We start from the raw sequence: 12,230 nt of genomic DNA on the forward strand, positions 1-12,230 counted from the left end.
ATGATAAAGCGTTCGCTCCGGCGGTTCGCCGCGCCGATGCGGCGCCGCAACCGCAGCTTCCCGCCACAGCGGCTAGAATGGCCGTCTGATTAACGGAACCCGATCATCGACATGACCGCCAACGTCCAACGCGCCCTCATCCTGTCACTGCTCGTGCTGCTGATGGCCGGCACCCGCATCAACCATTTCGCACCGGTCCCGGATGCCTCGTGGGCGGTGTTCTTCATCGGCGGCTTCTACCTGCGCAGCTGGACCCGCCGGGCGTTCCCGGCGCTGATGGCGCTGGCCGTGGCCGTGGACTGGGCGGTGATTTCCAGCCAGGGCATGAGCTTCTGGCAGCACTACTGTGTCTCGGCCGCGTACTGGATGCTGATTCCGGCCTATTTCGCGATGTGGGCCGGCGGCATGCTGCTGCGCCGCGGCTACGCGGGTACCAGCTGGAAGTCGCTGGGCCTGCTGGCCGGCACCCTGATCGGCTCGGTGGCGCTGTGCCACCTGATCGCGCAGGGCAGCTTCTACTGGATCAGCGCCGCGGTCAGTGAACCGACCTTCGCCGGCTGGGCCAAGAACTACACCGACTGGCTGCTGCCGTACCTGCGCACCGCCGCCCTGTACACCACCGGCGCTGCCGTGGTGCAGGCACTGGTGGAGGTGGCCGGCAGGCAGCCGGCCGCCAACCGCGCCGCGCACTGAGGGCGCCGGACAATGGGCAACCGTCTTTCCAAGATCTACACCCGCACCGGCGACGATGGCAGCACCGGTCTGGGCGATGGCAGCCGCACCGGCAAGGATTCGCTGCGGGTCAACGCCTACGGCACCGTCGACGAGGCCAACTCGGCCATCGGCGTGCTGCTGGCCGTGCAGATTCCGGACGATATCCGGTCACTGCTGACCACCGTGCAGCACCAGCTGTTCGATCTGGGCGGCGAGCTGTGCATTCCCGGCCATGCTGCCATCCATGCCGCCGACATCGACGCCCTGGAACAGCACCTGGACCGCTACAACGACGACCTGCCGGCGCTGAAGGATTTCATCCTGCCGGCGGGCGGCGAAGGCGCGGCACGCTGCCATCTGGCCCGCACCATCGTCCGTCGCGCCGAGCGCGAGACCGTCGCCCTGGCCCGGGTGGAGGAGGTGCGCGGTGAAGCCGTGCGCTATCTCAACCGCCTGTCGGACCTGCTGTTCGTGCTGTCCCGTGTCCTGGCCCGTGCCGACGGCCATGGCGAAGTGCTGTGGAACCACGAGCGCCGTCGCGGCTGATTCCCGGCCCGCCCTTCTGACGCCGCGCATTGCGCGGCGTCGACCGTTACAGTGCGGACATGCTGGTATTCACCCACCCCGCCTGCCTTGAACACAACCCCGGTATCGACCACCCCGAGTCGCCGGAGCGCCTGCGCGCGGTGATCTCCGCCTTGCAGGACGCATTCCCGCATCAGCTGCAATGGCGCGAGGCGCCGGCCGCCAAACTGGGCGAGCTGTCCGCCGTGCACAGCCGCGAGCTGATCGACAACATCCTGCAGGTGCAGACCGCGCCACTGCGACGCATCGACCTGGACACCTTCGCCTCTTCCGGCTCGGCCGGCGCGGCCGTCCATGCCGCCGGTGCCGGGGTGGCCGCGGTCGATGCGGTGATGCTGGAGCGCGACCACAACCGCGCCTTCTGCGCGGTGCGCCCGCCCGGGCACCACGCCACCGCCGATACCGCGATGGGCTTCTGTCTGTTCAACAATGTGGCCGTCGCCGCCGCCTATGCCCGCGACAAATACGGCCTGGAACGCATCGCCATCGTCGATTTCGACGTCCATCACGGCAATGGCACCCAGGACATCTTCGAAGCCGATCCGAAGGTGGCCTACTACAGCACCCACCAGTCCGGGCTGTTTCCCTATTCGGGCAACATGCGCGAACGCGGAGTCGGCAACATCTGCAACATCCTGCTGCCGCCGGGCAGTGACAGCTTCCGCTTCCGCAACACCTGGGCCGACGACATGCTGCCGCAGATAGACGCCTTCCGCCCGCAGCTGCTGCTCATCTCGGCCGGCTTCGACGCGCACCGGGGTGACCCGCAGGCCGACCTGATGGTCGAGACCGAGGATTTCGCCTGGCTGACCACCGAGCTGGTCGCCATCGCCAACCGCCATGGCGGCCGCCGGGTGGTGTCGATGCTGGAGGGCGGCTACGACCTGCACGCCCTGGGCGAATGCAGCGTGGCCCATGTCGGGGCCCTGCTGGCCCCCTAGCCCACGCATGAACCCTGCCCGGCTCTGCGCGACACTCTTCATTGCCCCCATGCAGGTGATGCGGCAAGCTAGCGGCCGTTTTCTTTGAAATCGAACCGCGTGCGCCGAGCCCTCCGTCTGCTGCCCCTGCCCCTGAGCATCGCCATCTGTCTGCCTGCCATGGCCGATGACAAGCCGGTGAACTGGGGCCTGTGCCCAGCCACCGAGGTGTTGCCCGCCTTCAACGAAGCCCCGCAGGCCGACAAGGCCGCCGCCGCGGCCCGCGAGCAGCTGCCCACCGACATCGAGGGCAACGAGCTCACCGGCACCAGCACGGTCCCCCAGTACCAGGGCAACGTGATCCTCAAGCGCGGCGACCAGTTCATGGGCACCGACAACCTGCGTCTGGATACGGAGACCGGCAATTACATCGCCGAGGGCAATGTGCGTTATTCGGATTCGTCGATCCGGATGGTGGCCGAGCGCGCCGAGGGCAACCAGGAAAGCGACACCCACAAGATCAGCAACATCCAGTACCAGCTGGTGTCGCGCCGGGGCAATGGCGGTGCCGAATCGATCGACCTGCAGGGCGCGATCGGGCAGATGCACCATTCCACCTACACCACCTGCGATCCCTCGCAGCCGATCTGGAAACTCGTCGCGCCACAGATCGAAGTGGACAACGACGAGGGCTTCGGCACCGCGCGCAACGCGGTACTGAGGATCGGCAAGGTGCCGGTGCTGTATGCGCCCTACTTCAAGTTTCCCATCGATGACCGCCGCCAGACCGGCCTGCTCTATCCCAAGCTGAGCCTGTCCGGCCGCAACGGCTTCGATTACGCCCAGCCGATCTACTTCAACCTGGCGCCGAACTACGACGACACCCTGACACCGCGCTACATGAGCAAGCGCGGGCTGATGCTGGACAACGAGTTCCGCTATCTGTACTCCGGCGGCCGGGGGCAGCTCGATACCGCCTACATGCCCAATGACTCGCTGCGCGACCGTGATCGCGGCAAAGTGGAGTTCAGCGGCTACCACAACATCGATACGCATTGGCAGGCGCGCTCCAGCCTGGCCTGGGTCAGCGACGAGCGTTACCTGGAAGACTTCGCCAACCGCCTGCTGGGTGTCACCGCCTCCAACCTGCAGAGCACCGCCGGCATCTACGGTACCGGCCGCACCTGGACGGCCGGCCTGATGGCCGACCACTGGCAGCTGACCGACTACACCCTGACCGAGGCCTCGCTCCCCTACAGCCGCCAGCCGCGCCTGTACGCGACTTGGGACGACAGCTTCGGCCGCTGGTTCGAAGCCGGGATCTATGCCGAAGCGGTGCGCTTCACCCATGACGACATCCATGGCAAGTTCGGCGCGGACCGCGAATACGAGCGCGATGGCAGTGTGTCTGAAAGGCCCGGCGGTTCACGCCTGGACATCAAGCCCTACGTCTCGATGCCGCTGGCCGGCGCGTCCTGGTACATCACCCCGACCCTGGCCTGGCGCTATACCGCCTACCAGCTGGACAGGAAGCTGGCCGACGGCCTCAGCGGCGAGCGCAACCCGACCCGCAGCCTGCCGATCACCACCATCGATGCCGGGCTGTTCTTCGACCGCGAGACCACCCTCGGCGGCAAGTCCTATCTGCATACGCTGGAACCGCGGGTGTTCTACCTGAACACGCCTTACCGTGACCAGAGCGACATACCGCTGTTCGACACGCGCGCCTTCACGTTCAGCTGGGGCCAGCTGTTCCGCGACTCCCGCTATACCGGCGCCGATCGCCAGAACGATGCCAACCAGCTGACCACGGCGCTGACCACGCGCCTGATCCGCCAGGCCGATGGTCGCGAGAAGCTCTCGGCCAGCATCGGCCAGATCAGCTATTTCGACGATTCACGGGTCACGCTCAATCCCAATGACCCGGTGCTGGACCAGGGTAAGTCGGCGTGGGTGGCGGACATGAATTGGGCAGTGACCGACCGCTGGACAGTCGGCACCAGCTACCAGTGGAACCCCAAGTTCCGCAAGGAGGACCTGGCCAGCCTGCGCGCGCGCTACCTGCTTCCGGACGACGGCGTGGTCAACGTGAACTACCGTTACCGGCGCAATCCCGGTAATGGCTCGGACCAGCTCAAACAGGTGGACTTCTCCTTCCTGTACCCGATCAATCCGCGCTGGAGCGTGGTCGGCCGCTACTACTATTCGCTGCTGGATACCGATCGCAAGCCGCTGGAAATCATCGGTGGCGTGCAGTGGGACAGCTGCTGTCTGGCGGTGCGTGCACTGGCCCGTCGCTACGTGAAGAACCGCGAGGGCGATCTCAACAACTCCTTCCAGATCGAGTTTGTGCTCAAGGGGTTGAGCTCGGTCGGGCAGGACACGGACCGCACCTTGCGCCGTGCTATTCTCGGCTACAACCGAGACGACCTGTACCTCGTTCCGCCCAGCAACATCGAAGCGAACGACGACGACTACGATCCGAATCTGATTCCATGACCAAAACCCTACCTGCAATCCTCGCCACACTGCTGGCGTTTTCCGGCGTGTCCGCCCCCGTGGTTGCCCAGCAGTTGCAGCCACTGGACCGTATCGCCGCCATCGTCGACGAGGATGTGGTGCTGCAGAGTGAATTGCAGCGCGCGGTCAACAACATCAAGAGCCAGTACGCCGGCCGTGAAGTCCAGTTGCCGCCCGATGCGGTGCTGGAGCGCCAGGTGCTGGAGCGTCTGGTGCTGGTCAAGCTGCAGGCCGCCCGCGCCGAGGGCAGTGGCATCCGGGTCAGCGACCAGGAACTGAACCAGGCCATCGGCAGCATCGCCCAGCAGAACGGCACCTCGCTTGAGGGCCTGCGCCAGCGCTTGGCCCAGGACGGCATTTCCTTCGAGGACTTCCGCAAGTCCGTGCGCGAGGAGATCATCGTGCAGCGCCTGCGCCAGAGTTTCGCGCAGAGCCGCATCAGCGTCAGCGAAGGGGAAGTGGACGCCGCCTTGGCCCAGCAGAACGCCGGCGGCACCCAGTACCATCTGGCCCACATTCTGGTGGCCTTGCCCGAAGGCGCCACCGCCGAGCAGATCAGCACCGGCCAGAGCAAGGTCGACGGCATCAAGAACCTGCTGGACAAGGGCGAGCTGGATTTCTCCGCCGCGGCCGTGCGCTATTCCGACAGCCCCAATGCGCTGGAAGGCGGCGATCTGGGCTGGCGCAGCGCTGACGAGATTCCCAACGCGTTCGCCAACCAGATCAAGACGCTGAAGCCCGGCGATGTGCTCGGCCCGATCCGCGGCCCCAGCGGCTTCCAGCTGCTGAAACTGGTGGAAGTGCGTGACAGCAACGCCGGCGACACCCGTACCGTGACCGAGTTCCACGCCCGCCACATCCTCGCGCGGGTGACCGAGCAGCAGGACGAGGCCGCCGCCAAGGCCAAGATCGAAACCCTGCGCGCGCGCATCGTCGGCGGTGCCGATTTCCAGGCCGTGGCCAAGGAATCCTCCGATGACGCCAACAGCCGGGGTCAAGGTGGCGATCTGGGCTGGTTCCCGGCCGATGCGTTCGGCCCGGACTTCGGCCAGCAGGTCGAAAGCCTGGCCGACAACGGGGTCAGCCAGCCGTTCCGCACCGATGCCGGCTGGCATATCGTGCAGCGCGTGGCCTCGCGCCAGACCGATGTGACCGATGACAACAAGCGCGCCCAGATCCGCGAAACCATCGGCCGCCGCAAGCTGGAAGACGAGTACAACCGCTTCCTGCAGGAGTTGCGTGGCGAGGCCTATGTCAGCTTCCGCAGCGGTGATCGTGCCGAAAACACGGCCGAAACTCCGCAGCAGCCCTGACCGATGATTCCCCAGCTCGCTCTGGTTCCGGGCGAGCCCTCCGGGATCGGCCCGGAACTTTGCATTCGCCTCGCCCAACAGCCGCGCAGTGATTGCCGGCTGTTGGCGTTTGCGGACCCCGAGACGCTGCGTGCGGCCGCCACCGCGCTCGATCTGCCGCTGCAGCTGCTGCCCGAACAGGCCCAGGCGTCACGGCCCGGCGATCTGCGCCTGCGCGAGATCCGCAACGCGGCGCCATCGCAGTTCGGCCATGCCGATCCGCGCAACGCCCGTGCGGTGATCGATGCCCTGCTGGGCGCCGGCCAGGCCTGCCTGGACGGTACGCTGGACGGGGTGGTCACCGGCCCGGTGCACAAGGCGGTGATCAACCAGGGCGGCATCGCCTACAGCGGCACCACCGAACTGCTCGCCCACCAGGCCGGCGTGGAGGTGGTGATGATGCTGGCCAACGACATCGTGCGCGTGGCGCTGGCCACCACCCATCTGCCGCTGCGCCAAGTCGCCGACGCCATAACGGCCCAGAACCTGCGCAAGGTCATCACCACCGCCCATGCGGCGCTGCGCCGCGATTTCGGCCTGCCGCGGCCACGGATCGCGGTGCTCGGATTGAATCCGCATGCCGGCGAGAACGGGCACCTGGGGCACGAGGAGATCGAGGTGATGATCCCGCTGCTGGAACAGCTGCGTGGCGAAGGCCTGGACCTGATCGGCCCGTTGCCGGCCGATACCGCGTTCCTGCCGGCCAAGCTGGCCGGCTTCGACACGGTGCTGGCCATGTACCACGACCAGGGCCTGCCGGTGCTCAAGTACAGCGGCTTCGAACAGGCCACCAACATCACCCTGGGCCTGCCCTACCCTCGCGTGGCGGTGGACCATGGCACCGCCCTGGACCTCGCCGGCAAAGGCGTGGCCGATCCTTCCAGCCTGTTTGCCGCCACCGCGCTGTGTGCCCGGCTGGCTGCACAACGTAAAATCGCCCGATGAATTCCCCACATTCCCCGCGCAGCGGCACCGGCTTCACCGCTCCTGCGAAAAAGCAGCTCGGCCAGCACTTCCTGGCTGACAAGCACTACGTCGAAAAGATCGTCATGGCGGTCAACCCGAAAGCCGGCGACCGCCTGGTCGAGATCGGCCCGGGCCAGGGCGCCATCACCTTCCCGCTGCTGCGGCGCCACCCGAAGCTGACCGTCATCGAGTTCGACCGCGACCTGATCGCGCCTCTGACCGAGGCCGCCGCGCCGCTGGGTGAGCTGACCATCGTCCATCGCGACGTGCTGCAGGTCGATTTCACCGAACTGGCCGCCGGTGCGCAGATCCGCCTGGTCGGCAACCTGCCCTACAACATCTCCTCGCCGATCCTGTTCCACGCGCTGGAACACGCTGCGGCGATTTCGGACATGACCTTCATGCTGCAGAAGGAAGTGGTCGATCGCATGGCCGCCGGCCCCGGCAGCAAGGTGTATGGCCGCCTCAGCGTGATGCTGCAGGCCTCGTGCGAGGTGACATCGCTGTTCGTGGTACCGCCGGGCGCCTTCCGGCCACCGCCGAAGGTCGATTCGGCCGTGGTGCGGCTCGTGCCACGCGATCCGTCCAGCATCGGCATCGACGACCACAAGCGTTTTGCCGAGGTGGTCAAGGCCGCCTTCGGCCAGCGCCGCAAGACACTGCGCAACGCCCTCAACGGCGTCTGCGACGAGGCCCAGTTCGAAGCGGCCGGCGTGCGCAGCGATGCCCGCGCCGAACAGCTGGAAGTGGCCGACTTCATCAAGCTTGCCAATGCGCCGCGCGCCTGACCGCACGGTTCGGGCAATCCGACCACCTGCTTTTGCTTACACTCCCCGCATGGAAGATTCCCGCCACTACGCGATCGAGATCGAGGTGACCCCCCGGTTCATAGACGACCAGTCGGCCCCTGAAGACGGGCGCTTCGCGTTCGCCTACACGATCCGCATCCACAACCGGGGCACCGTGCCCGCAAGGCTGATCAGCCGCCATTGGCGCATCACCGATGGCGAAGGCCGGGTCGAACATGTCGATGGCGACGGCGTGGTCGGCGAACAGCCGCGCCTGCGTCCCGGCGAAGAGTTCCGCTACACCTCCGGCATCATGCTCGGCACCGAACGCGGCACCATGCAGGGCCATTACGACATGGTCGCCGATGACGGCACCGAGTTCACCGCGCCCATCGCGCCGTTCGTACTTTCCATTCCCAGGACGCTGCACTGATGGCGACCTGGGCAATTGGCGATCTGCAAGGCTGCTACGACGTCACCCAGCGCCTGCTGGAAAAGATCAACTTCGATCCCGCCGCGGACAGGCTCTGGTTCTGCGGCGATCTGGTCAACCGCGGCGGGCAATCGCTGGAGACGCTGCGACTGGTGCATTCGCTGCGCGAGCACAGCGTCACCGTGCTCGGCAACCATGACCTGTCGTTGCTGGCCGTCGGCGCGCGCAGCGAGGAGGAACAGCGCAAGGTCAATCCGGACCTGCAGCGCATCGTGCTGGCCGAGGACCGCGACGTGCTGCTGGAGTGGCTGCGCTCGCAGAAGCTGCTGCATGTGGACCGCGAGCTGGGCTGGATGATGTTCCATGCCGGGCTGGCGCCGAAGTGGACCGTGGCGCTGGCCGAAAAGCACGCCCGGGAAGTCGAACAGCAGCTGCATGGCAACGGCTACCGCAAACTGTTCCGCAACATGTACGGCGACAAGCCGGCGTGGTCGCCGGGCCTGAGCGGCTATGACCGCTCGCGCGCGATCATCAACATCTTCACCCGCATGCGCTACTGCACCCCCAGCGGGCGTATCGGCATGGAAGACAAAGGCACGCCCGGCACCCAGGCGCAGGGCATGTATCCGTGGTTCGAGGTCCCGGGCCGGGTCGAGCGCGAGCTGAAAATGGTCTGCGGTCACTGGTCGGCGCTGGGCCTGACCATCACCCAGGGCGTGCATGCGATCGACACTGGCGCGGTGTGGGGCGGCAAACTCACCGCGCTGCAGCTGGACAGCGAAGAACTGCGCGTGGTGCAGGTTCCCGGCCGCGATGTCCCGGCGCCGGTACCGGGCGCGCAGCCGCCACGCAGGCCGCAACCGGAGCGGCGTGTCGAGCCGCGCCCGGAGGCCGGCGGCAACCACGAGCGCGCCGAGCAACGCCGGCGTCCGCGCCGGCATCGTCCGCGTGGTGGTGGTACCAACCACCCTGGCGGCAATCCGCACAAGCCCGCCCCGGGCGAATGAAGCGCGGACCATCGGCGCAGCCGCCGATGGTCATGCAAAGGTCGCGGCGTTTCCCACGGGTCTGTTGATCAGCGCCGGACGTAGTGCGCGAACCGGAAGGCGAAGGCATGCCGCTCGTCGGCCGCGTGCGGCTGGCTGTCCACTTCCTGCCACTGCGCCGGATCCACTTGCGGAAAATGCGTATCGGCCACCACCGCGGTGTCCACCCAGGTCAGATACAGATCACTGGCCTGGTCCAGCAACAGGCGATAGACCTCGCCGCCGCCGATCACGCACAGCTCCTGCGCACCTTCGCCCCGGGCAACCGCCTGGGCCTCATCGAGTGAAACCACCGCACGCATCCCTTCGAACGGCACCTGTCCGCTGCGCGTCAGCACCAGGTTGGTGCGACCGGGCAACGCCCGACCCAGCGACTGTGCGGTCTTGCGCCCCATCAATACTGGCCTACCAAGGGTGAGCGCCTTGAAGTGCTTCAGATCATCAGGAAGGTGCCAAGGCATCTGATTGTGCAGACCAATACCGTGTTGGCGGTCCAAAGCAGCAATCAGCGACAGCTTCATTGCAAGCACCGTTTACGGCGGGCCAGTATAAGCGCACCGGCTTATCGGACGTCATTTGCCTTTTTAAGTCACACGGCCACCGGCGCCTTGATCGCCGGATGCGGGTGATAGCCGTCAATGCGAATGTCATCGAAGGTGAAACCGAACAGATCGGCCACTTCCGGGTTCAACCACAGCGTCGGCAGCGCGCGCGGCCCGCGTGCCAGCTGCTCGCGGGCCTGTTCGAAGTGGTTCGAATACAGGTGCGCATCGCCCAGCGTATGCACGAAATCCCCCACCCCCAGCCCGGTGGCCTGCGCCACCATATGCGTGAGCAGCGCATAGCTGGCAATGTTGAACGGCACGCCGAGGAAGATGTCGCCGCTGCGCTGGTACAGCTGGCAGCTGAGCTTGCCGTCCACCACGTAGAACTGGAACAGGTTGTGGCACGGCATCAACGCCATCTGCGACAGCTCGCCCACGTTCCAGGCGCTGACCACCAGCCGCCGCGAATCCGGATTGCGTTTGATCTCTTCCACCAGCCACTGCATCTGGTCGATCTCGCGGCCGTCGGCGGTGGCCCAGCTGCGCCACTGTTTGCCATAGACCGGACCGAGATCGCCGTTGGCGTCGGCCCACTCGTCCCAGATCCGCACCTGGTTGTCCTGCAGATAGGCGATGTTGGTGTCACCTTTCAGGAACCACAGCAGCTCGTGGATGATCGAGCGCAGGTGCAGCTTCTTGGTGGTGACCAGCGGGAAACCCTGGTTGAGATCGAAGCGCATCTGCCAGCCGAACACGCTGCGGGTGCCGGTACCGGTGCGGTCGGACTTCTCGCTGCCGTGCTCGAGCACATGCTGCAACAGCTCCAGATACTGCTTCACGCCTTTTCTCCCGCCACTGCCGGCTGCAATACCGGCGCGCGCCGCGACAGGGCCAGCAGTACCAGCCCCAGCCCGATCAAGGGCAGGCTCAGGATCTGCCCGCGGGTCAGCCAGTCGAACGCCACGTACACGCCGTTGTCGGGCATGCGCACGAACTCGACCAGGAAGCGGAAGCTGCCATACAGCAGCGCGAACAGACCCGACACGGCATAGCGCGGGCGCGGCGTCCTAGAATATAGCCACAGCACCACGAACATCACCAGCCCTTCCAGCAGTGCTTCATACAGCTGCGAGGGATGCCGGGCGTACTGGTTGAGCAGACCGGCGGCGTAATCCTGCTGGATCTGCGCGGCCGACATCAGCTGCTGCATGCTCGGCAGGCCGGCGGGCACATCCTTCAGCGGCGCATGCGGAAAGATCACGCCCCAGCCGGCATGGGTGAACTTGCCGAACAGCTCGCCACCGATGAAATTGCCCAGCCGGCCGAACCCCAGGCCCAGCGGCACCAGCGGCGCGACGAAATCGATGGTGTCGAAGAAGTGCAGCCTGTGCTTGCGGGTCCACCACCAGCCGGCGATCAGCACGCCCAGCAGGCCGCCGTGGAAACTCATGCCGCCTTCCCACACCCGCAGCAGGATCATCGGGTTGGCCAGCCATTCGGCGCTGGCATAGAACAGCATGTAGCCGATACGCCCACCCAGCACCACGCCGAGCATGCTGTAAAACAGCAGATCGGAAAAACCGTTCATGTCCACGCCCGGCAGACGTCCGGCGCGGATGCGCACGCGGCCCAGCCACCAGGCGGCGGCGAAACCGAGCAGGTACATGATGCCGTACCAGTGCACCTTGATCGGCCCCAGCGAGAAGGCGACGGGGTCTATGTCGTGTAGGTAGATCATGTGGGCACGCAGTGGCAGACAAGCCCCTATTCTCGGGGCTGCATCCCCCGCGTCAACCGCCGGCTCAATCGAGCAGCTGCGGCCGGTCCGGCAGTTCGTTGCCCGCGCGCCGGGTCGGATCCGCTGGAAAGTGCGCGGCCAGCAGCTGCGAAACCTCGGCCACCGCTGCCAGCACCGCCGCTTCACGGTCGCCGTTGCGCAACTGCTCGCGCAGGTGATCGCAGATCCTCTGCCATTGCGCGGCCTCGATCACCTCGCGCAGACCCCGGTCGGCGATGATTTCAATGGCCCGGTCGGCCAGCAGCAGATAGATCAGCACGCCGTTGTTGGCCTGCGTATCCCAGGTCCGCAGCAGGGCGAAGGCGTGTTCGGCGCGCTGGCGGGGCGTGACACCGTTCCACAGCGCCGCCAGCGACAGGTCCGATTCGACCGCGAACATCACCTGCACGCCATGCAGGCGCTCGCCGGCGGCGATAGCATGGGCGATCCGGTCCAGACTCGCTTCCGGGAACGCGGCCTGTGCCGAGGGCGAGAACAGATGGCGCAACCAGCGCATCACCAGCTCCCCGAGGCGCCACCGCCTCCCGAGCGACCGCCACCGCCGCCGGCGAGCGCCTGCATGG

Annotated in this window: 13 protein-coding genes; 9 read left to right on the forward strand and 4 right to left on the reverse strand. The window is 66.4% G+C overall.

The window, feature by feature from the left end:
- Positions 1-111 precede the first annotated feature (111 nt).
- The 9 genes from ARC78_RS10380 to ARC78_RS10420 all read left to right on the forward strand — a co-directional run bounded on the left by ARC78_RS10380 (position 112) and on the right by ARC78_RS10420 (position 9,285).
- Positions 112-693 (forward strand): hypothetical protein, encoded by a 582-nt coding sequence (locus ARC78_RS10380; RefSeq protein ID WP_054659135.1) that lies wholly within the window; start codon positions 112-114, stop codon positions 691-693.
- Between the two features lie 12 nt (positions 694-705).
- Positions 706-1,260, forward strand: a complete 555-nt coding sequence (locus ARC78_RS10385) for a cob(I)yrinic acid a,c-diamide adenosyltransferase (RefSeq protein WP_054659133.1) — start codon at positions 706-708, stop codon at positions 1,258-1,260.
- 59 nt (positions 1,261-1,319) lie between these two features.
- A complete protein-coding gene (locus ARC78_RS10390) occupies positions 1,320-2,240 on the forward strand; it encodes a histone deacetylase family protein (RefSeq protein ID WP_057506252.1) in 921 nt (306 codons plus the stop codon).
- A 99-nt stretch (positions 2,241-2,339) separates the two neighbouring features.
- Positions 2,340-4,718, forward strand: a complete 2,379-nt coding sequence (lptD, locus tag ARC78_RS10395; RefSeq protein WP_054659137.1) for an LPS-assembly protein LptD — start codon at positions 2,340-2,342, stop codon at positions 4,716-4,718.
- Entirely contained in the window at positions 4,715-6,052 is a 1,338-nt protein-coding gene (locus ARC78_RS10400) for a peptidylprolyl isomerase (RefSeq protein ID WP_054659131.1), read from the forward strand. The genes lptD and ARC78_RS10400 overlap by 4 nt, the downstream gene beginning before the upstream one ends.
- Positions 6,053-6,055: 3 nt before the next feature.
- Positions 6,056-7,036, forward strand: coding sequence for a 4-hydroxythreonine-4-phosphate dehydrogenase PdxA (gene pdxA / locus ARC78_RS10405; RefSeq protein WP_057506246.1), 981 nt, complete (start codon positions 6,056-6,058; stop codon positions 7,034-7,036).
- Positions 7,033-7,845, forward strand: a complete 813-nt coding sequence (gene rsmA, locus ARC78_RS10410) for a 16S rRNA (adenine(1518)-N(6)/adenine(1519)-N(6))-dimethyltransferase RsmA (protein ID WP_054660312.1) — start codon at positions 7,033-7,035, stop codon at positions 7,843-7,845. Before pdxA ends, rsmA begins: the two co-directional genes overlap by 4 nt.
- Before the next feature lie 49 nt (positions 7,846-7,894).
- The gene (gene apaG / locus ARC78_RS10415; protein WP_054660314.1) at positions 7,895-8,278 is read left to right on the forward strand and encodes a Co2+/Mg2+ efflux protein ApaG; all 384 of its coding nucleotides are present in this window, start codon (positions 7,895-7,897) and stop codon (positions 8,276-8,278) included.
- Entirely contained in the window at positions 8,278-9,285 is a 1,008-nt protein-coding gene (locus tag ARC78_RS10420) for a symmetrical bis(5'-nucleosyl)-tetraphosphatase (protein WP_057506247.1), read from the forward strand. The genes apaG and ARC78_RS10420 overlap by 1 nt, the downstream gene beginning before the upstream one ends.
- Positions 9,286-9,353: 68 nt before the next feature.
- On the opposite strand, the gene ARC78_RS10425 is transcribed toward ARC78_RS10420, so the two are convergent.
- The 4 genes from ARC78_RS10425 to ARC78_RS10440 form a co-directional block, all read right to left on the reverse strand.
- The gene (locus ARC78_RS10425; RefSeq protein WP_057506248.1) at positions 9,354-9,845 is read right to left on the reverse strand and encodes a dihydrofolate reductase; all 492 of its coding nucleotides are present in this window, start codon (positions 9,843-9,845) and stop codon (positions 9,354-9,356) included.
- A gap of 68 nt (positions 9,846-9,913) precedes the next feature.
- Positions 9,914-10,708: a thymidylate synthase gene (locus tag ARC78_RS10430; protein WP_054660203.1), complete on the reverse strand. Its 795-nt coding sequence runs from the start codon at positions 10,706-10,708 to the stop codon at positions 9,914-9,916.
- Positions 10,705-11,607, reverse strand: a complete 903-nt coding sequence (gene lgt / locus ARC78_RS10435; RefSeq protein WP_057506249.1) for a prolipoprotein diacylglyceryl transferase — start codon at positions 11,605-11,607, stop codon at positions 10,705-10,707. Before lgt ends, ARC78_RS10430 begins: the two co-directional genes overlap by 4 nt.
- Positions 11,608-11,671: 64 nt before the next feature.
- The gene (locus ARC78_RS10440; RefSeq protein ID WP_054660205.1) at positions 11,672-12,163 is read right to left on the reverse strand and encodes a TPM domain-containing protein; all 492 of its coding nucleotides are present in this window, start codon (positions 12,161-12,163) and stop codon (positions 11,672-11,674) included.
- Positions 12,164-12,230 lie beyond the last annotated feature (67 nt).

Source organism: Stenotrophomonas pictorum JCM 9942 (assembly GCF_001431585.1).
Classification (GTDB): Bacteria; Pseudomonadota; Gammaproteobacteria; order Xanthomonadales; family Xanthomonadaceae; genus Stenotrophomonas; species Stenotrophomonas pictorum.